The following is a 22,788-nucleotide window of genomic DNA, read 5'->3' on the forward strand; positions in this document are numbered from 1 at the left end:
ATACAATTTTGCATTTTTTTTACAGCGGGTGTTTTGGCGGCAATTCTGCCACGGCTTCCGGCGCTATTTAGGCTCCGCAGCCAGCTCGGCAAGCACCTTGCCGATGCTTTCCAGTGCGCCCTTGAGCACTTCATCCCCCACAGCATACGAGAAGCGGATGCACTTGTCGTCGCCAAAGGCCGCGCCCGGCACCACGGCCACGTGGGCCTTGTCGAGCAGCAGTGTGCAAAGGTCGGTGGAATTGTTCACGCTGCCGCCATAGCACTTGGAGACGTCCAAAAAGAGGTAGAACGCGCCATCGGGCTTGGGGCAGATGGCAAAGGGCCAGCCCTCAATGATCTTCATGGCAAAATCGCGCCGCCGCACAAAGGCCTCGCGCATTTTGTCCACGCATTCCATGCTGCCGGTCAGGGCCGCAAGGCCCGCCTTCTGCGCGATGGAGCAGATATTCGAGGTGCTGTGGCCCTGCATGGCCGATATCTTTTTGATCAGGGTCGGGTGCGCAGCCAAAAAGCCCACGCGCCAGCCTGTCATGGCGTAGCTCTTCGAGAGGCCGTTGAGCACGGCCACCTGCTCGGGGTACTTGGCAAACCAGCCGATGGCGCTGGTCATTTTGGCAGGGGCGAACACAAGCTGGTCGTAAATTTCATCAGAGAGCACAAACAGCCCGCGCGCAATTGCCCAGTCCATAATGGCTGTAAACTCGGGCTCGGTGTAGACCGCGCCAGTGGGGTTGCTGGGCGAGTTCAGAATGAGCAGCCTGGTTTTATCCGTGGTGTGCGCCTCAAGCATGGCGGGCGTCACCTTGAAGCCCTGTTCCGGCCCGGCCAGCACAGGCACGGGGGTTGCGCCGGTCAGCATGACCATATCGGGGTAGCTGAGCCAGTACGGGGCAGGCACAAGCACCTCGTCGCCGGGGTTGAGCGTGGCCTGCATGAAATTATAGAGGCAGTGCTTGCCGCCCGCGCCGATAACAATGGATTCCATTGGAACCGGAACGCCGTAGTTTCTTTCAAAATACGCGCCCGCAGCCTTGCGGAGTTCGGGAATGCCCGGCACGGCGGTGTAGCGGCAAAAATTGTCGTCAATAGCCGCTTTGGCAGCCTCGCAAACGTGTTTGGGCGTGGGAAAGTCCGGCTCGCCCACGGCAAGGCTGATTACTGAAATGCCCTGGGCCTTAAGCTCGAGGGCGCGGCTGTTGACACTGAGTGTCAGAGAAGGTTTGATACTGCTCAGACGGTCTGAAATCTGCATAAGGGGGCTCCTTGGCGTATGCAACGCACCCGCAATCGGCAGGCGTACTCACAACTGGCTGTTTCTAGCAGCTTCATATCGGGGTGTAAATGAGCTCTGAACCCAAAAATGCAGCACATACAGCCGCTGCGGATATCTCCCGGCCCTCATGCGGAGGCCAGCCCGACCTCGCCAGTACTGCCCCGCTGCTGCCCTTGCCGCCCCACTGCATTGTGGCCGCCTTTGTGGCGCGCCGCAAACGCTTCAGCGTGCTGTTGCAGCATCAGGGCGTAGACCTGTGGGTGCACAGCAACAATTCGGGCAGCATGCTGGGGTTGTGCCTGCCGGGCGCGCCGGTGCTGGCATCCCCGGCAAGCAATCCTGACCGCAAGCTCAAATATACGCAGGAATGCGTGTGGCTGGCGCGCAGGGCCGTGCCTGAACTGGCTGAGAACACGCACGAATCTGGCGCATACGAATCTGGCGCTCACTCCCCTGCCAGCGGCTTCTGGGTGGGCGTGAACACAAGCACCCCCAACCGTATGCTTGAGGCGGCCTTTCATGCGCGCCGCCTGCCCTTTGCCCAGGGGTACACCACCCTCGTGCGCGAGGCCAAACGCGGGCAAAGCAGGCTGGACGGCCTGCTCACGGCTCCCGGCCTGCCGCCCCTGTGGGTGGAGTGCAAAAACGTCACCATGGTGGAAGACAACGCCGCCTGCTTCCCCGATGCTGCCAGCGAACGCGGGCAAAAGCACCTGCGCGAACTCATGGACATTGTGGCCTGCGGCGAACGCGCAGCCATGCTCTATCTGGTGCAGCGTCCGGACGGGGAATGCTTTGCTCCGGCGGATTTCATTGATCCGGCTTATGCCGCCCTGTTTTATGAGGCGCTCTCCGCAGGGGTGGAGATGTATCCCTTCCGCGCACTGGTCAGCCCTGCTGGCATAGACCTTGGCCCCATGCTGCCCGTGCGACCGCAGCACCTGTAATATTCGCAGTGCCCGTAATTTCCGAAGCTTGGGGCAGGTTCCATGCCCCGGCGCAAGGTTTTGGTGGTTAGGAACAGTTTGTTCAAAGAATTATTTCAATAATAACAGAATAATAAATTAATTGCGCACAATTTGAGCACCCGCATTTAGGGCATGGATTTTTGGCAGCGGCAGAATGGAGGGGGAACCTTCATCCTGCCGCTGCCGTTTTTTGAGCACCGCGAGGCAATGGGCGTGCCCCGCAAGCAGGAGCTGGAGTTCCTGCCTAAGGTTGCACGGCTGCCCATCCTTGGAATGTTCAAAATAAACATAGAAATTACAGTTAGTTATTTTTGTTTTGAACAATATCTACGTCCATTTTTTGTTCTTGCGCACAATGCCGACATTCTGCCCGATAGCGGAACCGGGGTTCATCCCTGCACCCGCAGGGTCAGGTTATGCACAAACCAACATGCAAATTAATATTATATTTTAAGTGTGTTACATTATTTGCGAACATTATCGCCAGAGCAGAACGCACACATAGCAACACAAGAAACGCGAGTAGGAAGATGGTAGTGTCCGACGGAGCTGTCATTAGGGCAGAAGGGACTGCGCGCGCGAAAAAGCCGCCCCGAAGGACGGCCTAGAAAAAGGTACACGTGTCGTCTGAGAAATCCTGCGGCTACAGGTAGCCCTCCAGGTGCAACAGGGCTTCCTTGATCGGCAATCCGCCGCCGTAGCCCACCATTTTGCCGTCCGCGCCGATAACGCGGTGGCAGGGAATGAATATGGCAATGGGGTTGCGATTATTGGCAAGGCCTACCGCCCGGTATCCCTTGGGGCAATTGGCGGCTTCGGCTACCTGCCTGTAGCTGCGGGTCTGCCCGTAGGGTATCGTTTGCAGGGTACGCCACACGCCGCGCTGAAAGTCCGTGCCCTCGGGGGCAAGGGGCAAATCAAAATCGCGGCGCTTCCCGGTCAGATATTCGCCCAGTTGCTTGAAGGCTTCGTCCAGCAGGGGCGTTTCCTGTTCCATAGTATCTTTCAATGGTTCAAAGGGTGCCGTGGGGCCAAGATCAAGTCGGACTATGCTTCCCCCGCGCTCCACAATACGCACGGCGCCGATGAGCGGCACTTCGCGCGTCAGGGCCTGCGCTGCATGGGGAGGTTCTTTTTTTTGTTTGCTGTTCATGCCTTCTTTTCCTTCTTCACGGTTACGGGTTTGAGGGAATAGGCAAAAATCGCGCCCACAATGGAAAGCGCCGCCAGCGACTGAAAAGTGGCTGCCATGCCGTAGTTGTCTGCAATCCAGCCGAGCAGCGGGGCAACCACGCCGCCAAGGCTGGTTGCCAGGCCAAGGGTAATGCCCGAGGCAAAGCCGATGTTCTTGGCAAGATACTGCTGGCCCAGCACCACCTGCGCGCTGAATGGCGCGTACAGCACAAAGCCCAGCAGCGGCAGCAAGGCCCATGCCGCGTACAGGTTGTTGCTCAGGCTGAATACCGCAACCACTGGTGGCAGCAGGGCGAATACTCCGCGGATGACGGCGCGGTAGCCAAATTTGTCAGAAAGCATCCCGCCAAAAAAGTTACTGATAACACCGCATACGCTGAAAAAGGTCAGGGCCACCGCGCCCGTTGCCGTGGACTGCCCGAAGGCGCTGACCCAGTAGAGCGGAATAAAGGTGTTAAAGCCCACAAAGGTGATGGAACGGGTCACAATGGAGACCGTCAGCTTAGAAAATTCCCGCCAGTTGTTCTCGCCGGGGGTTTCCCCCTCCGCCCCAAGTGCTGGCCCGGCCTTGCCGCCTGCCGCCGCGCCCACCTTCTTGGTAGCGCCCATGCGGGCGATTGACCACACCAGGATGCTCGCTGTTATCACAGCCAGCAAGGCAAAAACCGTCGTGCCGGTCAGGCCAAAGGCCCCAAGGCAGGCCGTGGCCAGAAGCGGCCCAAGCACAAAGCCCCCGTTACCGCCAATGGAAAACAGGCTCATGCCCGTGCCCTTGTTCTGCCCCGACACGGCATTGGCAAAACGCGCACCTTCGGGGTGGAACAGGGCCGCGCCAATGCCGCTCAGGCCGATAGCCGCAAAAATCCCCCAGTAGCCGGACATCCAGCCAATGGCCGCGAGGCCGCAGCCCGCCAGCAGCACGCCCACAGGGATGAACCAGGGTTTGGAAAACCTGTCTGAAAGCAGGCCGAACAGCGGCTGGATCATGGATGACAGGCAGGAGTAGGCAAACATCAGCCCGCCCGTGGCCTGATAGCTCAGATCAAAAGCCGACCGCAAAAAAGGCAGTATGGCGGGCAAGGCCCCGCCGTTAATATCGCACGACAAATGCCCTAACGACACGAGGAGTATTTTCTTTTTGTCCATTGCGGCACGCTACACCAATGTTGTTCCAAATCCAAGCAACGCGCGCAGCTTCACAAGCGCGGGGACGACACTGCGTTCCCGGCTGTTGACGCGCTGCACGTGCTCGCTTAAGCAGAGGGAGGCCATGAAAACGACAACTTTTCCCGCCCACGCCGGGCATGCCGCACCACGCCCGGCTGCAACAACAGTCAGGGCCGCACCTACCAAAGATTATTTGACCTGCGCCGACATCTGGCTGGCGGCCTCTCTGGCAGGGCATGACTTTGTGCCTGCAGCGTTCTGGCGCGGGCAGCGGGCGGCTATGGCGGAAAACTATCTGCCTTCATCGCAGGTCTTATTGCTGACCGCCGATGGAGAGCCCGCCGCATTTGCCGCAACCCTGCCGGACGGCAACTGCACGTATCTGGCGGGATTGTTCGTGCTGCCCCGCTGGTGGGGCCGAGGCCTTGGGCGGCAACTGCTGAAACTGGTGCAGGAACAGGTGCTGGCTGAACTCCCAGACCAGAAGAACGCCAGCCTCCGCTGCACTGTATACGAAAAAAACAGCCGCGCACTGGCATTCTATGCCCGCGTGGGTTTTATCACCGCCGGGCGCAGCATCTGCCCGCATACCAACGAACCGCAGACAGATATGCTCTGGACTGCGGCGCACACAGTTCACGACAAAGCGGCTGCAACCTGCCGTCCCCAGGCAAAGCACGCCGCAGGAGCCACCATGAGCAATCATTCTTCGTCATCGGCCAGTTCCAGCGCAATCTCCCTGCCCAAGGTGGCCCTTATTGCCACGGGCGGCACCATTGCGGGCGTTGCCCCCACGCCGCTTGAGCAGATCAGCTATCAGGCGGGGGTGCTCACCGTTGACAGCATGCTCGAAACCCTGCCCGGCATTGAGGGCGTGGCCCGCATCACCAGTGTGCAATGCGGCAACCTGCCCAGCGAGAACATCACCCCCGAACATTGGGCCATGCTGGGCGAGCAGTGCGCCAAGGCGCTGGACGACCCCGAAATCTGCGGCGTGGTGCTGACCCACGGTACAGACACGCTGGAAGAATCGGCCTTCTATCTGCACCTCACCTTTGCCAGCCCCAAGCCCGTGGTGCTGACCGGCTCCATGCGGCCCGCCACCTCGCTGAGCGCAGACGGCCCCATCAACATACGCGATGCCGTGGCTGTGGCTGCCTGCCCGCAGGCGCAGGCGCGCGGCGCGCTGCTGGTCATGAACAGCCGGGTGCTCTCGGCCCGCACGGCGGTGAAGGTCGCCACGCTTGATGTGGAGGCCTTTCGCGCTCTGGAATCGGGCTGCCTTGGCCGGGTTATCAACGGCGAACCCCAATTTTACTACGGCGGCGAGGAAAATCCCGCTCTGGCCGGAACCTTTGCCGAGCTTGCGGGCCGCAAAAACCTGCCTCGCGTGGATGTGATTTACGGTTGCGCGGGCATGCCTGTTGATCTTGTGCGCTATTCCGTGGAGCGCAGCGCGGGCATAGTGCTGGCTGGCATGGGCAACGGTTCCATGCCCGATGCCGTGCGCCACGAGCTGCGGCAGGCCATTGCCGGGGGCATCCCTGTTATCCGGTGTAGCCGCACCGGCTCTGGCCCGGTGACACCCCTTGATGAATACGAGGGCTTTGTGCCCGGCGGCATGCTTTCACCCGCCAAGGCCCGCGTGCTGCTCATGCTGGCGCTGGAGCAGCAAAAGGAGGCCGAACCCGCCGCGCGCATGCTTTCGGTGCGCGAAGTGTTCGCCCTTGGGGCCAAACTGTAGGCAACAGGGCCCTTTGGGCTTGCCTGCGGCGCAAAAAAACCGCAGTGTGTGTTTTATTTTCTTTTTCAAGCCCATGACCCCAATGGAATCAGGAGAGCTTCATGTCGTATCGCTTTATTCCCCAGCTCACCGATGAGGATATCCGCCAGAAACAGCTTGAAGGTCTGCGCTACACCGTGCGCCAGGCCTGGAATTCGCCCCAGTACAGGGCAAAGCTGGAAGCCTGCGGCCTGAAGCCGGACGACATCACAAGCCTGGACGACCTGCGCCGCCTGCCCACCTGCGATGTGGAAGACCTGCGCGAGGGCTATCCCCTGCCGCTTCTCTGCGTACCGCCGCGTGATGTGGCGCGCATCCATGCCTCCAGCGGCACCACGGGCAAACGCAAAATTCTGGCCTACACCCAGCGCGACATTGATACGTTCAGCCTCCAGATTGCCCGCTGCTTTGAGCTGGCGGGCTTTACCCCCGAAGACCGCATGCAGCTTGCCGTGGGCTATGGCCTGTGGACGGCTGGCGCGGGCTTTCAGGCAGGCAGCGAACGGCTTGGCATGCTCACCGTGCCTGTGGGGCCGGGCAACCTTGAAATGCACTTGCAGCTTTTGCAGGATCTGGACGCTACCGGCTTTACAGCCACGGCATCCATGGCCCTGCTGCTGGCAGAAGAAGTGGAACGCGCCGACCTGCGAGGCAAGATCAAGCTCAAGCGCATGGTCTGCGGTTCAGAAACCCGCAGTGAAAAGATGCGCCTTGCCATTGAAAGCAAGCTCGGCCTTGAGGGCTGTTACGACATCGGCGGCATGACAGAAATGTACGGCCCTGGCACCGCCATCGACTGCGATGCCCACGAAGGCCTGCACTACTGGGCCGACCTTTTCATCATTGAAGTGCTCGACCCCGCCACCATGCAGCCCGTTGCCGAAGGCGAAGTGGGCGAAATGGTCGTTACCAGCCTGTGCAAGGAGGCCGTGCCCCTGCTGCGCTACCGCACCCACGATCTTTCGCGCCTGCTGCCGGGCAAATGCTCGTGCGGCCTTGCCATGCCGCGCCATGACCGCATCCTCGGACGCTCGGACGACATGATCATTTACCGTGGCGTGAACATTTACCCCGGTCAGCTCATGGAAGTCATCGGCCAGTTTGCGGAGCTTGGCGGCGAGTATCAGGTGGAACTCACCCGCGACGATCGCTCCCTCGACCATCTGGCCCTCACCGTGGAACGCGGGCAGGGTCAGACCGCAGGCAACGATGCCGCCCTGGCCCATGAGCTTGAAACCCGTTTGCACAAGGCCATCATGGCCCGCGTTTCCGTGAGCGTGGCGGACTACGCCAGCTTGCCGCGTACCTTCAGCAAATCCAAGCGCGTGGTGGACAAGCGCTAGACGTGGCAAAAAATATTGACTGCATTGGCGCGGGGTTTTTGCCCTGCGCCTTTATCATGGGGCTTGCCGCCGCATACCTGCTGGCCCTGTGCCTGTTGCCCTCCGCTGCATCCGCGAGGGAAATAGCGGATGTGGACAGCCCCGCATGGTGCGCCAGACACGCCAACACATTAAAATATCAGGTAAAAGTACAGAATCAGGTGCAAGCCGAATGTCTGCGGCTTGAAGCTGCCTGCCGCGCTGTCCTGCCCGACCTTGCCCCAGCCGCCAGTTGCCCGGACAGACAGCTAGACCGCTGCGTGGCGCAACAGCGCGACGGCGGATCATGGTGCGCCATCCTCTGCTGCTTTGACCCGGATGCACCAGCCTGCCGTGCGGCTGCGGCCAGCATGCCCGCCGTCCTCAATACGCCCGAACGCTAGGCCAGAAAATCAGATCAAAGTCGCCGCCCAGAGTGGGTGGGGCAGAGCGCCAGCCCTTCGCCCGACGGCGGACGCTTGCATTGCCGCATGTGCGCTCCACCCCGGCAAATTATCACAACTCCCTTTGCCGCATAGACCTTTGCCCCTTTTTGGCATAGGATTTTATGCGAGCGCGCCCATGTTCTACGCGCCAGAACCGCCGACACTGGAGCGCGTATGCCCCTTGCCGCCTTACCCGCATCCATTTTCTCGCTTGCAGGCTACCTCATGCTCGCAGGGGGATCGTTTGCGCTGGTGAGGCCCGGTCTGGGCCTGCTCATTGTGCCAGTGCCGCTTCTGGCAATTCCCCTGCATTTTCTTGCGCGCCGTATCGGCGATTTTGCGGGCGTGGCGCATTCCCGCTGGCAAATGCGCACCTTCGGTCTTTTTCTGCTGCTGTTTCTTGGTCTTGTGGCCATTTTTTTCATTCTTGGCGCAATTTGCACTGACGGCCCGGCTCTGGACAGACTGGAACTCATTGGCAATGCCTATAATTCCGGCAATGTTGACCTGTATGCCTCGCTGGTGGGGCTGTGGGAAATCAAGGAGTTGCAGGTTTTTACCCTGAGCGCATCCGTGTGGGCGGGGCTGGCGCTGTTATGGCCTCTCAAAAGGGCATTTCAGGGCATGCTGGCGCTGGCTGCGGGCATTGCGCCCAAGGCCTTGCCCCTTTGGGGCTGCTGGCTGGCCTTTGCGGCCGCCATTGCGGCGCAGGGCGGCATGCTGGCCTGGCTGGTGGCACGGCAGGCTTAAGTCGCAACATTCTCAAGCGCACTGAGCCTTACAACTAGTCTGAAAAACCTCCGCGAAACGCCGCATCGCCCGCATTCCCCAATTTCCCGCATCCAAAAACAGAAGCCGCACAAACCAGACGCGCTGTCCCGGCCTATGCGGCTCCCGCAACAAATATGCGGCGCAGGCAAGCCCTGCTACTGCTTCTTGGGTTCCTTGGTCAGGTCATCGGCAGCTTCGCGGGCATGGCGCACCAGTATGGCGCGCGCACCGGCAATCTGGCCCAAACCCTTGAGGTTGGTCTCCACCTTGAAGCCGGCTGCTTTGAGTTTCGAGGCCCAGGAATCGTCTTCATCCCCGGCCATGTCGTTGTGCGCATGATCGCCAGCCACCAGCATGAGCGGTTCGATAACCACTTTCTTGACCTTGGCGGCCTTGAGCTCCACCAGCAGGTCGTCCACGCTGCGCGCGCCCTCTACTGTCGCCATAAACACGCGTTTGTCCGCATCGTGGAACACGGCGCGCGTACCTTCAAAGGTCAGATCCGCGCGGCCATGGCTCTGGCCGTGGCCCATGAGCACCAGGGCTGCATCCTTGCCGCGCAGAGATTTGACGTCTTCCCTGATGGCCTGAATGAGTTCCTGCGCGTCTTTTTTCGATTCCAGCATGGGGCGGCCAAGAAACACTGCGTCAAAGCGGCCCGGATTTTTTTGCAGGTCGATAAGCACGGCCCGTTCAAGCGCGCTGAACTCCTCGCCCGCCATGACGTGCAGCGACTGTACGCGCACGACCTTGACGCCGTCCTTGGCAAGCTGGGCGAGGCCATCGCTGATGCCGCCCACGGGATGCCCCTCGGCGGCTATTTTTTTGCGGATAATCTGCGAGGTATAGGCCCACACCACCGGCTGACCAGGAAAAGCGGCCTTGAACTCCGCATCCACGGCCTTCATGGAAGCCAGGGCTTCGGGAACGCTGGTGCCAAAGGCCACCAGCAACACGCCTGCTTTGGGGCTCTCTGCGCCGGATTCAGCGGCAGGAGCAAGCGCAGGCGCGCCCATGACGGCGCACAGCAAAAGAATGGGCAAAAGGGTACGGGTGAAATAATGCAAAATGGAATGCGGCGTAGCACGCAGCATGGCAACCTCCTCAATGGCGCGTTGACGGGTTGAAGTTGGATAAAATGCCGGAGGATATTCGGACTTGAGGGCGTGGGCCTTGCGCCCCTTGCCTAGACTTCGCCTTCGCCGCTCGCGCGACTGGCTGTAGCGCCCCGCCATGTGGCGGAACGATGAAGCTTCGTTCCCTCTTACCGCAGCGCGACTGTTTCCGATTTTAACGGAATTCCCCGCCGACCCTTTCAAAACAATTCATGCGACAATAAAAGTCAAGTGGGCATACCCTGCAAGCCCCGCCAGACAGGCCCTTGCAGGGTATGCCCCGCGCGGGCTGCCGCGCCTGGGCCATCCGGAGCGGCGCGGAATCCCGATTTTTCGGCGGCTAAAGCCGATTTGGCGCGTATTTTTTCTTGTTCTTTTACTGAAATCCTGATAATAAGGCACCTCCCTGTTATGGGGAAATTATGTTTGGAGGCTGGACATATGGCAGGTTTGGAAACCGGGCACGACAACGAAATCAATTTCGAAAGCGCCCTTGAAAACTACCTCAATCCCGATTTCGGCGATCTTGAGGAAGGCTCTATCACGAAGGGCGAAATCGTCCGCGTGGATGATGACAATGTGCTTGTTGACGTGAACTTTAAGTCCGAAGGGCAGATTCCCGCGGCAGAATTCCGCGACCCCGCCGGCAACATTTCCGTCAAAGTGGGCGATCGTGTTGACGTTTACGTTGTTCGCAAGAACGAAAACGACGGCACCATCACTCTTTCTTTCGAGAAAGCCAAGCGCATGCAGGTGTTCGACCAGCTCGAAGACGTGCAGGAAAACAACCGGGTCATCAAGGGCCACATTGTCCGCCGCATCAAGGGTGGCTACACCGTGGACATCGGCGGTGTGGAAGCGTTTTTGCCCGGTTCACATGTGGATCTGCGCCCCGTGCCGGATATGGATGCCCTGGTCAACCAGGAATTCGAATTCCGCGTGCTCAAGATCAACCGCCGCCGCAGCAACGTTATCGTTTCTCGCCGCGTGCTGCTTGAAGAGGAGCGCGATTCCAAACGCCAGGATCTGCTGCGCACCCTTGAAGAAAACCAGATCGTTACCGGTAAGGCCAAGAACATCACCGAATACGGCGTGTTTGTTGACCTCGGCGGCCTCGACGGCCTGCTGCACATCACCGACATGAGCTGGAAGCGCATTCGCCATCCCAAGGAAATGATCACCATCGGTCAGGAACTGACCCTGAAGGTGCTTTCCTTCGATCGCGACAACAACAAAGTTTCCCTCGGCCTCAAGCAGCTCGTGCCCGACCCGTGGCAGGACATCTCCGCCCGCTTCCCTGAAGGGGCCAAGTGCAGCGGCAAGGTCACCAACCTGGTTGACTACGGCGCATTTGTGGAACTGGAACCCGGCGTTGAAGGCCTGGTGCACATTTCCGAAATGTCCTGGACCCGCAAGCTGCGTCATCCTTCCCAGATGGTTCACACCGGCGACGAAGTCGAAGTGGTCATCCTGGGCGTGGACGGCGACAAGAAGCGCATCAGCCTCGGCATGAAGCAGGTTCGCCCCAATCCCTGGGAACTGGTTGCTGAAAAGTACCCCGAAGGCACCGTCCTTGAAGGCGTCATCAAGAACATCACCGAATTCGGCATGTTCATTGGCATCGAAGACGGCATCGACGGTCTTATCCACGTTTCCGACATTTCCTGGACCAAGAAAGTGCGTCATCCCAACGAACTGTACAAGGTGGGCGACACCGTGCAGGCCAAGGTGCTGACCGTGGATCAGGAAAACGAAAAGTTCACCCTCGGCGTGAAGCAGCTGGTGGACGATCCGTGGGGCCATGTGCCCAACACCTACCCCGTGGGCTGCACCATCAAGGGTATCGTGACCAACATCACCGACTTCGGCCTCTTTGTTGAAGTGGAAGAAGGTATTGAAGGCCTGGTGCACGTGTCTGAGCTTTCCAGCAAGAAAGTGAAGACCCCCGCCGAGATCTACAAGGAAGGCCAGGAAATCCAGGCCAAGGTCATCCATGTCAGCGCTGAAGAGCGCCGTCTGGGCCTGTCCATCAAGCAGATCAAGGACGAAGAAGAACGCCGCAAGCCCAAGGAATTCCATTCCGGCCCGCAAGAAGCCGGTCAGAGCCTGGGCGACCTGCTCAAGCAGAAGTTTGAAGAAAGCGAAAACAGCTAGTCTGTTTCTGCTTCAAAATACAAAAGGGCGTTCCCGCAAGGGAGCGCCCTTTCTTGTTGCCCGCCAGCAACAAGCAGTGAGGGGCAATCAAGTCAGTGATGCACCAGAGATCTCCAGGCAGGGCTGACACCTTGCCCCTGTGCAGAACTACCGTTTCCGCAGGTGTACATGCCCCGCCGCCTTCGGCCAAGGATATCTCACATAATAGCACCCGCCATAATCACCGGGGCAGTCCACCAGTCTGCAACCTGCTGATCAGGCCAGCTTGAGCAGTGCTGCACCACCAACAACCAGCAGAACAGAAAATCCGCGCAAGGGCGTAAAGCGCTCGTGCAGCAGCCACATGGCCAGCAGCATGCCAAAGATCACCGAGGTTTCGCGCAGGGCCGCCACCACGGCTATGGGCGCAAGGGTCATTGCCCACAGGGCAATACCGTATGAGCCCATGCTCGCCAAGCCGCCAAACGTACCCACGGCAAGCCGCTTACGGGCATAGCTTACGTAGCTCCAGCCATGCCGCCACAGAATGTAAACATGCACGGGGAGCGCGTTGATCAAAAAAATCCAGGTAGTGTAGGTGGCAGCGTTGCCGCTTTCGCGCGCACCAAGGCCGTCCGCCAGCGTGTACCCCATAATGACACATGATGTGCGCAACGAGATAAAAACTTCGCTCCACCCATAGCCACGGCGCATATTATCCGTGGCAAGGCACAGAATACCGGCGCAAAGCGTCAGCACACCGCACCATGCGCCCGCAGACATATTTACGCCAAAGGCCAGCAGGGCCAGCGAGGTGAGCAAGGGCGCGCAGCCGCGCATTACGGTATAGGCAAAAGACATGTCTACCCGCTCATATGCGGCAGAAATGCAGATGTAATACCCAAGATGGCACAGACACGACATGCCAAGATAAGGCCACGCAGCCTGCGGCAGAGGCGGCAAAAGAGGCAGCAGGCACAAGGCCCCCACGCAAGCGCCAAAGGCGTTCAATCCTGTTTCAAACAGCTTGTTCTCACCGCTTTTGACAATAATATTCCAAAGCGCGTGCAGAAACGCGGCAAAGAGAATGGCGAGCAGTATTGATGGGGACATGGTCATTGCTAACTTTTTGCCGGGTGAATGCCAAGGCCGCGCCGCCCCCCACGCAAAAGGGCCAATAGCGTGAAGGTATACGCCCCATGCAAGCCACATACACTGCGGTAATGCGCCTACAATTGGCAGCGTGATTCTGTGCCCGTGCAAAAGGGCAAATCCTTTCGCGCAGGCCATGTTGCGTGCTATCGGGGGCAGAACTGCGGCAGGCAATCGTTCCCGCTGCCTTGGCCCGCGGTTTCGCCGACTACGCTGTGCAGTGCGCGTCCTGCAAATATAACACGCAGGAGCCGATATCCCTTTTGACTGCAAGAGCAAAAATCAATACGATTAAAATTCACAGCCGCCGCGCAGGTTCCGCACTCTTGCACGGCGCAATTTTTTTATCCTGCCCCAAACCAATCCCCCATGCGGAAGCAAACATGCAGAAAGTTCTCATCGTTGAAGACAGCCGGACAACAGCGCGTTTTATGGCGCACAATCTCAAGGAACAATTGGGGCTTTCCTACGAATGCGCCGAGAACCGCCAGCAGGCCTTGAAACTGCTGGAGGACAATGCTTCGCAGTACTTTCTCGCTCTTTGCGACCTCAACCTGCCCGATGCCCCCAACGGCGAAATTGTCCCTGCCATCCTTGCCCGGAACATCCCTGTTGTGGTGGTCAGCGCCCATTTTGACGAAGATATCTATAAACGCCTCATGCTGCAGGGTGTTACCGACTATATCGTCAAGCGTACCCCCGATGATATGATGTACCTCATGCGCGTGGTGAGACGCCTGCGCGCCAACAGCGGCGTTGAAGCTCTGATCGTGGACGATTCCAACCTCTGGTGCATGCAGGTATCCGAGTTGCTGCGGCGTCAGCGCATCACGGCTTACACGGCAAGCAACGGCCTGGAAGCCCTGCAAATCCTCAAGGAGCATCCCGCCATACGCGTTGTGCTGGCAGACCACTACATGCCCGGCATGGACGGCATCAAGCTCACCGCCGCCATCCGCAAGACCCACACCATGGACGAGCTGTCCATCATTGTCATTTCTGTAGGTACGGACGCGGGTGCGCAGTTTCTGCGGTCAGGAGCCAACGATTACGTGTTCAAAACTTCCTCTTTTGAGGAACTGTTGTGCCGTATTTCCATGAACCTTGATATTCAGGATCTTATCCGTAAAAACCGCGCCCTGGCGGAGCGCGATGCCCTCACCAACCTGCTGGTGCGCCGTCAGTTTTTCTCAGAAGCGCAAGATGCTGTGGCCGAGGCAAGAAAAGACCGCCGCCCCTTGGCCGCCGCCATGATCGACGTTGACTATTTCAAGCAGGTCAATGACCGTTACGGGCACCTGGCGGGCGATATTGCCCTGCGGCAGCTTGGCGGCATGCTGCGCGACGAGTTTCCCGCTCCCTACATTTGCGGGCGCTACGGCGGTGAAGAATTTTGTGTGGTCGCGCCGAGAATGGATAAAGACGACTTTGCCCGAAGGCTTGAAAATTTTCGCACTTCCGTTAGTTCAAAACCAGTGCAGATCGGAGCACTCAGCATAGCCATTTCTGTTTCCATCGGCATGGCCGAGCAAAAGGCCAGCGACCTCGAATCGCTCATCAACGCGGCCGATGCCCAGCTTTACACAGCCAAACGGGAAGGGCGCGACCGCTTTGTCTGGCAAGCATAAGCCAGCGCGAGCGCGACACCATACTGAAACTCTCTCTGTTCAAAGGAATATCCATGCACTGCCAGAACCTTCTGTTCGATCCCGCCCGTATTCCTTCGCCCTGTTTTGTTCTGGACGAAGCGCAGCTTCTGGCCAATGCCGCTACTCTGGGCGCAGTTCAGGAGCGCACCGGGGCCAAGATTCTTCTTGCGCTCAAGGGCTACGCAGCCTGGGCGACTTTTCCACTTCTTTCGCGCACCAAGGGGCACGGCCCCTTGTGGGGGGCCTGCGCAAGCTCCGTAGACGAAGCGCGGCTGGCACGGGAGGACTTTGGCGGCGAGGTGCATGCCTTTGCCGCTGCCTGGAACCGACGCGAAATGGCCGAACTGCTCACCCTTGTGGATCATCTGGTATTCAACTCCATTGCCCAGTGGCGCGAATTCGCGCCCGCAGTGGCCATGCAGAACAAGAGCCGCTGCCCGGATCGCCAGATTCAGTGCGGCCTGCGCATCAACCCCGAGCATTCCGAGGGCGCAGCCGCCATCTACAATCCCTGCTCACCTGGCTCGCGCCTGGGCATCAGACCCAAGGACTTTGATCCTGCAGCTCTGGAGGGCATTTCCGGGCTGCATTTCCATACACTGTGCGAACAGGGAGCAGATGCCCTTGAGCGCACCCTGAGGGCCGTTGAACGCCATTTTGGGCAATGGTTGCCGCAGTGCCGCTGGATCAACTTTGGCGGGGGGCACCACATCACCAAACCCGGCTATGATCTTGATCTGCTCTGCCGCTGCCTGACCGACTGGCGCGACCGCTACAACGCGCAGATATACCTGGAGCCGGGAGAGGCTGTAGCTCTGGACGCAGGCTGGCTTGTGGCAACGGTGCTAGATGTGGTGCAGGCCGACATGCCTGTGGCTATTCTTGATATCGGCGTTCCCTGCCACATGCCCGATGTCATTGAAATGCCCTATCGCCCGCGTGTACGCTACGAATCTGCACATGTGGCCGAACTGGCGGGCGAGGCCGGGGAACAGGCCTGGACGTGCCGTCTTGCCGGAAAATCCTGCCTGGCGGGCGATGTGGCAGGAGAATATTCTTTCAACGCGCCCCTTGTGCCCGGCCAGCGGCTGGTATTTGAAGACATGGCTATTTACAGCATGGTCAAAACCACCACATTCAACGGCCTGCGCCTGCCATCCATTGGCATTTGCGAAGCCGATGCAGCGGGCGACACGCGCTTTCGCATGTTGCGGGAATTTGGCTACCAGGATTTTAGAGCGCGGCTTTCATAAGCGGACAGAACTGTCCCTGAGTCATTCCATCTTGGAAAGCAGAAAGGCCCGGAGTTGATCCGGGCCTTTCATTTGTACTTCCCTGTGGGGGGGAGGACAGTGGAAAATCTGGAGGCGTGCTCTCACGCCATAGCTGAATTACACGCCTTTGGCAGAGCAATGTCAAAAGAAACATTACTCCCGCATCAGGAGGCAGGAGCCTGTGCAGGGGGAAGTGCAGAGCCTTCTCTCGGCTGAGCAGCGCTGCTGCCCGCAGGCTGGGGAGCATCCTGAACGGGATGCGCGGCAGTGCCGGGCAATGCGGCCTGGCCGGACATTTCCGGGCTTGGGCTTTCCTCCAGTTGCCAGGGGGTACTGCTGCGCGCCAGAGGGATATCAGCCGAACCTGCAGGGAAACTGTGCGGCGGCAGTTCTTCTGACTGATGCACACCTTCAACCTGATGACGGGCAACCATGGGAGGCTCATCCATGCCGGGGGCGCCACGCTTGACGCGGGTCATGAGCAGGCCGGGTTCAGGGTCCATAAGACCCTCAAGATAGTCGGTCACGGTCACAAAACGCTGACAACCACCAGCGCGCAGATCTCGGATAATGCGCGGCAGGTCGTCCACCGTGCGCTTGTGCGAGTCGTGAAACAAAAAGATACCGCGTAGGGTTCCCGGCGCATAGACAGTGCCCCTGTTGTTGCGCAGGGTGGCGTAATTGTCTGGCAGGCGCTGCCAGTCGCGGCTGTCCATGGACCAGAGCATGAGGGAAAGGCCAAGGCTGGCTGCAACTTTTTCCGTAGAGGCGTCATACGAGCCGTAGGGCGGGCGCATGAACTGGGGCGAGGCCCCGAGGTTGCGCAAAATGGTATCTGTGCGGCGCAGTTCTTCTTCTTTGCGGGCAAGGCTGACTACGCGCAGATTGGGGTGCGAATAGGAGTGGTTGCCCACCTCATGCCCCTCGGCGATGACGCGCTTTACAATGTCGGGATGGCGCTCGGCCTGGTTGCCCAACATGAAAAACGTGGCGGGGATGCCGTATTCTTCCAGCATGTCCAGCAGATGCGGCGTGTTTATCGACGGGCCGTCATCAAAGGTGAGGGCGCACAGGTTCTCCCGCATGGGTTGATCCATGATGGTGTTGCCTTCGACCACACGCGCCTGCGCCGACTGGGCAGCAAGCCCAATTGCAAAAAAGCAGGCCGCCAAGCATATCTGCTTGAAAAAAAATCTCATTTTTCTTGTGCCTCAACAGCGAATTGCCCAGAACAGAAAACCGCCTCCCCGGCGGCGCATCCACTGTGCAGCTTTTGCGCCGGAAGCGCGAAAACAGCGGCGTTCAGCGTTCTGTAATGTGCTAAGGGGAGGTCTAGCACTCCCCATGAAGCACCGCAACACAAGGAAAAGGGCATTATTGGGCATTTTTTTAACTTATGTTTAAAAATCAGCATGTTAAAATTTTTGTGTTGTAAAAATTTTTTTACTTCATTTTTTTCACTTGACTCTGGGGGGGTGTTTGCGTAGAACTCATTTTCGCCGGGAGGGCAGTTAGCTCAGCTGGTAGAGCACCGCCTTCACACGGCGGGGGCCACAGGTTCAAGTCCTGTACTGCCCACCATCCCAAAAAACGGAGCGGTAGTTAAGTCGGTTATAACGCCGGCCTGTCACGCCGGAGGCCGAGGGTTCGAGTCCCTTCCGCTCCGCCAGAAGTCACCGGGAGGTCAGATCACTGACCTCCCGTTTCTTTTTTTGTAGCCCACGCGCAACACATTAAGGGCCGCCCGCAACCGCGGGCGGCCCTGTTTTATCCATTACGAAAGTCATGGCCCCCAGCTCAGCCCTTGCGGCGGCTTCCGCCCGCTGCAAGGAGCCGCACAACCGCCCTTTGCCTATCGTCAGGCTGCCCGGCTCTATTCATCTACATTCTTGCTGCCGTACTCCTCGGCATATGCCGCCAGAATTTCGGCTATCATCCGCCCAAAACGGGGCTGCAATTCCTGGCACCGCGGGGTATTCTTGAGCGCAACACCACTTCTCTCGCTGCGGATCAGGCCAGCCTCGCGCAATATTCTGAAATGCTGCGAAAGGGTTGACTTGGGTATGGCCCTGTCCGGCATGTTCAGGAAGTCTGAACACATTTTTGGCGAATTTGAGCGTATGATTTCCTTGAGAATCTGTACGCGTACAGGATCAGAAAGGGCGTGCAGAAGACCTTCGACCGTTACGTTTTCAACAGCCGGATGGTGCAGATTTTTCATCATTTTTTCCTGTTATAAAGGCAAGAGGACGGCTCAGACGGCAAACCTGTACCGGTTGTATTGACACTAGCCCTTATTGTTCATAAAAACGGAACTAACGAACAATATACATACACATTCCGTTAACCCAAACATATACTGGGGCTAGAGGGCATTCAAGCATACATGCGCTGCATCCTTGCCCAAGATGATCCCAGCCAAACAGGAGGCCGTATGAACAGACGCCGATTTCTTCAACAGGCTGCAGTCGCCTCACTTGTTTTGCCCGGCGCGGCATTGTTGCCACAGCCTTCCCTCGCAGCTACGCCGCCGCCCGCGCCGCTTTACAGACAGGCAGGCTACTACTGGCTGCAACTTGGGGATGTGCATGTGGCGGCAATTTCTGATGGCACATTGAACAGCAACGCTAGGCTGATCAGCCCCAAGCATGGGCAGGTAGAAAACGCCCTAAAAAAAGCCTATGTGCCCTCGCCCAGACCTACCTCGGTCAATGCCTTTCTTATACTCGCCCAAAACCGCCGCATCCTCGTAGACACCGGCTCAGGCAAGCTGCTCGGCCCAACAGTAGACAAACTTGCAGCCAGCCTTGAGGGGGCCGGGTTCAAAACCGGTGATATCACGGATATTCTGCTCACGCACATCCACGGCGACCACTCCGGCGGGCTTACAGCGGACGGCAAAAGGGTTTTCCCGTCCGCCACCGTGCATGTGAACCGCGTTGAGGCCGAATTCTGGCTCAGCGCTGCCCAGATGGACAAGTCGCCGGAGTATTTCAGGCCCATGTTTGTGAAGGGGCAGGAATCTCTAGCCCCCTACCTCAGCGCGGGCAAGGTTGCCCTCTTTGAAGCCGGCCAAATGGTGCTGCCCAAGATATACACAATGGCCGCACCGGGGCACACACCGGGGCACACCTGCTACCTGCTAGAAAGCAATGGTGAAAAACTGTTGTTCTGGGGGGATACGGTTCATGTTGCTGAGGCGCAGTTTCCCCTGCCGGATACGGCCATTGAGTACGACCTTGATCCCGAGGGAGCCGTCAGGCAGAGGCAGCGTCTTTTTGCAGAAGCCGCAGAAAAGGGGCACCTTGTGGCCGGAGCGCACATTTCCTTTCCCGGCATCGGGCACGTGGGCAAGGCGGGGCAGGGATATCAGTGGTTTCCCATCCCCTATGTCAACGATGCCGTCCAGAGCTTTGTAAAATAACAACCGCTGCTCTTCCCCTGCCACATACCTGCCTTACACCCCGCAACACATGTTTGCCCGCATGACTGCCGTGGGCGATCCCGCGAGGGTTTGCCCACGGCGGAATGAGATCAGCGCTGTCAAAATTGCCGCACCCCCAATTATTGGATATGCTTAACAATATAAACTTACTAAAAAAATTTAATACTGGCCGGCAATTTGCATAAGCTATTGCAGGTTTGCCACACGCATAACCGCACTGCAAGCAAGCGAGGACAGTATGACGCCGACAATCTGGTTGCTGGGACTTTCCGGCAGTGGAAAAACCACCCTTGGTTCACTGCTGCGCCTGTATCTTGACGGGCAAGGCTTTGACGTTGAATTCATCGACGCCGACACCTTCTGCCGCAGCAACGGATTATCCGCCGCCACCCCTGAGGATCGCGTGCGCAATACCGATGCCCTGCGCGATTACGCGCTGAGCTTGCAGGCACAGGGCAAAGTGTGCGTTGTCGCCGCCGCCACTCCATATGAGAGCATGCGGCAGAATAACCGGGCCTTGCTGCCCATGTACCGCGAGGTATGGGTGCGCTGCTCGCTGCAAACCCTGGTGCAGCGCGATGCCAAGGGCCTGTATGCCAAGGCGGAGCGCGGTGTCCTTTCGACACTGGATTCAGTTTTTGACGCTTTTGACGACCCCCGTAGCCCCCACTGCATTATTGATACCGACAGGTATTCGCTGGTGGAATGCTATGAACAGCTGCGCGACCTCACGCTTGACGCCCTTACGCAAGACCGTGAATGGGCCGACACCGGACGCCGCATGCTGCCGCAGGCTTCGGGGCCGTTTATGAATGCCGCCATTGCCCTTTAACGGGCGCACCTGACAACCTGCATAGACAGGTTCGGCGAAAGATGCCGCGCAGCACATGCCCAAGGCACGCGTTGCGCGGCATCCTTAATTATCAATGGGCTTACGCTCTCGACTGCGGAGGCTCACCGCCCGGCAGTGCCGGAGAACTGCTGTGAAATGAACGCGGCGTAGTCGTCCGTCATGCCAGACACAAAATCCAGCACCCGCAGATAGGCCATGTACAGGCTGTCTTCCCTGCTCGGCGCATTGGCCCCCATGAGCGTGAGGGCGCGTGTTTCCTGATAGCTCATGGCATTGCCCTTGGTGAAGTTGAAGCAGGCAGGAATGAACACGTCAAGTAACCGCCGGTAGAGCGTGTAGGTGCCAATTTCCAGCGCGGTCTTCTGCGGGTTGTTCATTATCTTGCTGTTAAAAACCCGCCCCGCCTCACGCATGAACCCCGCCACATCCTCGCGGGCGTGGTTCAGCAGGCAGCCCTCAAGCCGCCCTTCCATGATGGCTTCATAATTATCCATAAACGTCTGCGTGATGGACGGGATCATGCGTCCCATGGCTGTGGTGCGCAGCATGCTGGTGCGTCTGCGGTCGGAATCCATGGAATCAAGGCGCGGATCGTCCAGACAATTCTCATCCAGCAGGGGCGTCATGGCGGCCTTAAAATCAGCATAGGTAATGATGCGCAGCTCGCGCGCGTCTTCCATGTCGATAATGCGGTAGCAGATGTCGTCCGCCGCTTCCAAAAGATACGAAAGCGGATGCCTGCGCCAGCCCGCGCCCTCCGCCAGCCCCATTGCGCCGAATATTTCGGCGAAAAGCCCGCGCTCCGCCGTATAAAAATTGAACTTGCTCTTGCCCACGCCCTGTGCTTCGTAGGCGGAACGCGGGTACTTCACCAGAGCTGCAATGACGGGGAATGTCAGGCGAAAGCCGCCCCTGTCCTTGTTGTTTTCAAGCGCGTTGATAACGCGGAAGCCTTGGGCGTTGCCGTCAAAAGCCGTAAAATCGGCCCACTCTGCGGGCAGCAGATTTTTGAAATACTGCTCTTTGTTGGCGGAATCCTTGAACCAGTCGCGGATGGCCTCCTCGCCCGCATGCCCAAAGGGCGGGTTGCCTATATCGTGCGCCAGGCAGGCGGCCTGAATGATCTGGCCCAGATGGTCCGGCGTGCAGCCCTCGGGCAGGTCGCCGCGCTGCCGCAAGGCATCACCCACGCCAAGGCCAAGGGAACGCCCCACGCAGCTCACCTCAAGCGAATGTGTAAGGCGATTGTGAATATGGTCGTTGCGCACCAGTGGGTGCACCTGGGTTTTTCTTGCCAGCCTGCGAAAGGAGCTGGAAAAGATGATCCGGTCATAATCCACCAGAAAGGGATTACGCACCGCGTCCAGCGTGTCGAGCTTCATGCCCGTGCCGGTTTTGCGGTTGGGGGCCAGCAGTTGCGTCCACTGCTCTTTGAATGTGCTCATAATGCCTCCTCCCCTGCATGTACGGCATGCGCGCCGGTGCCGCAAGCGCGGGCGACGGATGCTTTTCTTTTGTTCCCGGCCTTGCTAGGCTTGCAAGACGTTTTAAAAACCGGTGCCCTACGGGGAAACCAAACCGTGCAGCAAGGCCAGATCATGACGAATTCGCTTTTTGATATGTCTCTCTCCGCCCATCTGGAGCTTTTTGGCGCGTTGCAGACCATGCGCCCCGCCGTGGAAGCGGCGGCAGAGCGGCTTGGGGCAGCCCTTGGGGCAGGCGGCAAGGTGCTTATTGCCGGCAACGGCGGCTCTGCGGCGGACGCCCAGCACTTTGCAGCAGAGCTTGTGGGGCGCTTTCAGTGCAACCGCAAGGCGCTGGCCTGCATCGCCCTGACCACGGACACGTCAAATCTCACAGCCATCGGCAACGACTACGGCTTCAACGATGTTTTCTCCCGTCAGGTTGAGGCCCTTGCCCGCTCCGGCGATGTTTTTGTGGGCATTTCCACCTCCGGCAATTCGCCCAACATTATCGCCGCCGTCAACGAGGCCCGCGCTCAGGGCATTGCCACCATCGCCCTGCTTGGCCGCGACGGCGGCAAGCTGGAATCCCTGGCCGACATGGCTGTTATTGTACCCCACGATGTCACGGCTCGCATTCAGGAGGCCCACATCTTCATTCTGCACCATTGGGCCGACGTGCTTGAACGCGCCGTGGCGCAAAAATAGGCCCGGCTGCGGATTTTGCACACGGCAGGAT

The 22,788-nt window shown here is 58.8% G+C and carries 20 protein-coding genes, 2 tRNA genes and 1 riboswitch; of the genes, 14 read left to right on the forward strand and 8 right to left on the reverse strand.

What is annotated here, in order from left to right:
* Positions 1-63 precede the first annotated feature (63 nt).
* Positions 64-1,254 carry a pyridoxal phosphate-dependent aminotransferase gene (locus tag QZ383_RS06685; protein WP_291444100.1) on the reverse strand — a complete coding sequence of 397 codons (1,191 nt, stop codon included), beginning with the start codon at positions 1,252-1,254 and terminating at the stop codon, positions 64-66.
* An 89-nt stretch (positions 1,255-1,343) separates the two neighbouring features.
* On the opposite strand from QZ383_RS06685, the gene sfsA reads away from it, so the two are divergent.
* The gene (gene sfsA / locus QZ383_RS06690) at positions 1,344-2,222 is read left to right on the forward strand and encodes a DNA/RNA nuclease SfsA (RefSeq protein ID WP_291444101.1); all 879 of its coding nucleotides are present in this window, start codon (positions 1,344-1,346) and stop codon (positions 2,220-2,222) included.
* A gap of 153 nt (positions 2,223-2,375) precedes the next feature.
* The gene (locus QZ383_RS06695) at positions 2,376-2,684 is read left to right on the forward strand and encodes a hypothetical protein (RefSeq protein ID WP_291444103.1); all 309 of its coding nucleotides are present in this window, start codon (positions 2,376-2,378) and stop codon (positions 2,682-2,684) included.
* A gap of 202 nt (positions 2,685-2,886) precedes the next feature.
* On the opposite strand, the gene QZ383_RS06700 is transcribed toward QZ383_RS06695, so the two are convergent.
* Together QZ383_RS06700 and QZ383_RS06705 are read right to left on the reverse strand one after the other, a co-directional pair.
* On the reverse strand, positions 2,887-3,396 hold the full coding sequence (locus tag QZ383_RS06700) for a methylated-DNA--[protein]-cysteine S-methyltransferase (RefSeq protein WP_291444104.1): 510 nt from the start codon (positions 3,394-3,396) through the stop codon (positions 2,887-2,889).
* On the reverse strand, positions 3,393-4,583 hold the full coding sequence (locus tag QZ383_RS06705; protein ID WP_291444106.1) for an MFS transporter: 1,191 nt from the start codon (positions 4,581-4,583) through the stop codon (positions 3,393-3,395). Before QZ383_RS06705 ends, QZ383_RS06700 begins: the two co-directional genes overlap by 4 nt.
* A 124-nt stretch (positions 4,584-4,707) precedes the next feature.
* Between QZ383_RS06705 and QZ383_RS06710 the strand changes: the two genes are divergently transcribed.
* The 4 genes from QZ383_RS06710 (at position 4,708) to QZ383_RS06725 (ending at position 8,944) form a co-directional block, all read left to right on the forward strand.
* Positions 4,708-6,348, forward strand: coding sequence for a type II asparaginase (locus tag QZ383_RS06710; RefSeq protein WP_291444108.1), 1,641 nt, complete (start codon positions 4,708-4,710; stop codon positions 6,346-6,348).
* A gap of 101 nt (positions 6,349-6,449) precedes the next feature.
* Positions 6,450-7,730 (forward strand): phenylacetate--CoA ligase, encoded by a 1,281-nt coding sequence (locus QZ383_RS06715; RefSeq protein WP_291444110.1) that lies wholly within the window; start codon positions 6,450-6,452, stop codon positions 7,728-7,730.
* Positions 7,731-7,732: 2 nt separating this feature from the next.
* Complete coding sequence (locus tag QZ383_RS06720; protein ID WP_291444111.1) at positions 7,733-8,152, forward strand: hypothetical protein; 420 nt, start codon at positions 7,733-7,735, stop codon at positions 8,150-8,152.
* 216 nt (positions 8,153-8,368) lie between these two features.
* Positions 8,369-8,944 carry a hypothetical protein gene (locus QZ383_RS06725; RefSeq protein ID WP_291444113.1) on the forward strand — a complete coding sequence of 192 codons (576 nt, stop codon included), beginning with the start codon at positions 8,369-8,371 and terminating at the stop codon, positions 8,942-8,944.
* 176 nt (positions 8,945-9,120) lie between these two features.
* Here the strand turns inward: QZ383_RS06725 and QZ383_RS06730 are convergent, their stop codons facing one another.
* Positions 9,121-10,059, reverse strand: coding sequence for a sirohydrochlorin cobaltochelatase (locus QZ383_RS06730; protein WP_291444115.1), 939 nt, complete (start codon positions 10,057-10,059; stop codon positions 9,121-9,123).
* A gap of 31 nt (positions 10,060-10,090) precedes the next feature.
* Positions 10,091-10,311, reverse strand: a riboswitch (cobalamin riboswitch).
* Positions 10,312-10,521: 210 nt separating this feature from the next.
* On the opposite strand from QZ383_RS06730, the gene QZ383_RS06735 reads away from it, so the two are divergent.
* Positions 10,522-12,234, forward strand: a complete 1,713-nt coding sequence (locus QZ383_RS06735) for a 30S ribosomal protein S1 (protein ID WP_022659135.1) — start codon at positions 10,522-10,524, stop codon at positions 12,232-12,234.
* A gap of 255 nt (positions 12,235-12,489) precedes the next feature.
* Here the strand turns inward: QZ383_RS06735 and QZ383_RS06740 are convergent, their stop codons facing one another.
* The gene (locus tag QZ383_RS06740) at positions 12,490-13,326 is read right to left on the reverse strand and encodes a DMT family transporter (protein WP_291444118.1); all 837 of its coding nucleotides are present in this window, start codon (positions 13,324-13,326) and stop codon (positions 12,490-12,492) included.
* 422 nt (positions 13,327-13,748) lie between these two features.
* Between QZ383_RS06740 and QZ383_RS06745 the strand changes: the two genes are divergently transcribed.
* Positions 13,749-14,993 carry a diguanylate cyclase gene (locus QZ383_RS06745; RefSeq protein WP_291444120.1) on the forward strand — a complete coding sequence of 415 codons (1,245 nt, stop codon included), beginning with the start codon at positions 13,749-13,751 and terminating at the stop codon, positions 14,991-14,993.
* A gap of 53 nt (positions 14,994-15,046) precedes the next feature.
* The gene (gene nspC, locus QZ383_RS06750; protein WP_291444122.1) at positions 15,047-16,267 is read left to right on the forward strand and encodes a carboxynorspermidine decarboxylase; all 1,221 of its coding nucleotides are present in this window, start codon (positions 15,047-15,049) and stop codon (positions 16,265-16,267) included.
* 185 nt (positions 16,268-16,452) lie between these two features.
* On the opposite strand, the gene QZ383_RS06755 is transcribed toward nspC, so the two are convergent.
* Positions 16,453-17,487: a polysaccharide deacetylase family protein gene (locus QZ383_RS06755; RefSeq protein WP_291444124.1), complete on the reverse strand. Its 1,035-nt coding sequence runs from the start codon at positions 17,485-17,487 to the stop codon at positions 16,453-16,455.
* Positions 17,488-17,793: 306 nt separating this feature from the next.
* Here QZ383_RS06755 and QZ383_RS06760 point away from each other — a divergent pair.
* Both QZ383_RS06760 and QZ383_RS06765 read left to right on the forward strand, forming a co-directional pair.
* Positions 17,794-17,869, forward strand: a tRNA-Val gene (locus QZ383_RS06760).
* A gap of 11 nt (positions 17,870-17,880) precedes the next feature.
* Positions 17,881-17,957 (forward strand) — tRNA-Asp (locus tag QZ383_RS06765).
* A 204-nt stretch (positions 17,958-18,161) separates the two neighbouring features.
* On the opposite strand, the gene QZ383_RS06770 is transcribed toward QZ383_RS06765, so the two are convergent.
* Positions 18,162-18,509 carry a helix-turn-helix domain-containing protein gene (locus tag QZ383_RS06770; protein WP_291444126.1) on the reverse strand — a complete coding sequence of 116 codons (348 nt, stop codon included), beginning with the start codon at positions 18,507-18,509 and terminating at the stop codon, positions 18,162-18,164.
* Positions 18,510-18,722: 213 nt separating this feature from the next.
* On the opposite strand from QZ383_RS06770, the gene QZ383_RS06775 reads away from it, so the two are divergent.
* Together QZ383_RS06775 and QZ383_RS06780 are read left to right on the forward strand one after the other, a co-directional pair.
* Positions 18,723-19,712: an MBL fold metallo-hydrolase gene (locus tag QZ383_RS06775; RefSeq protein WP_291444128.1), complete on the forward strand. Its 990-nt coding sequence runs from the start codon at positions 18,723-18,725 to the stop codon at positions 19,710-19,712.
* Positions 19,713-19,971: 259 nt separating this feature from the next.
* Positions 19,972-20,565 (forward strand): adenylyl-sulfate kinase, encoded by a 594-nt coding sequence (locus QZ383_RS06780; RefSeq protein WP_291444129.1) that lies wholly within the window; start codon positions 19,972-19,974, stop codon positions 20,563-20,565.
* Between the two features lie 122 nt (positions 20,566-20,687).
* Here QZ383_RS06780 and QZ383_RS06785 read toward each other — a convergent pair whose 3' ends face one another.
* Positions 20,688-22,031 carry a deoxyguanosinetriphosphate triphosphohydrolase gene (locus tag QZ383_RS06785; protein WP_291444130.1) on the reverse strand — a complete coding sequence of 448 codons (1,344 nt, stop codon included), beginning with the start codon at positions 22,029-22,031 and terminating at the stop codon, positions 20,688-20,690.
* 153 nt (positions 22,032-22,184) lie between these two features.
* On the opposite strand from QZ383_RS06785, the gene gmhA reads away from it, so the two are divergent.
* Positions 22,185-22,757, forward strand: coding sequence for a D-sedoheptulose 7-phosphate isomerase (gene gmhA, locus QZ383_RS06790; protein WP_291444132.1), 573 nt, complete (start codon positions 22,185-22,187; stop codon positions 22,755-22,757).
* Positions 22,758-22,788: the final 31 nt, after the last annotated feature.

The organism is Desulfovibrio sp. (assembly GCF_019422935.1).
Classification (GTDB): Bacteria; Desulfobacterota; Desulfovibrionia; order Desulfovibrionales; family Desulfovibrionaceae; genus Desulfovibrio.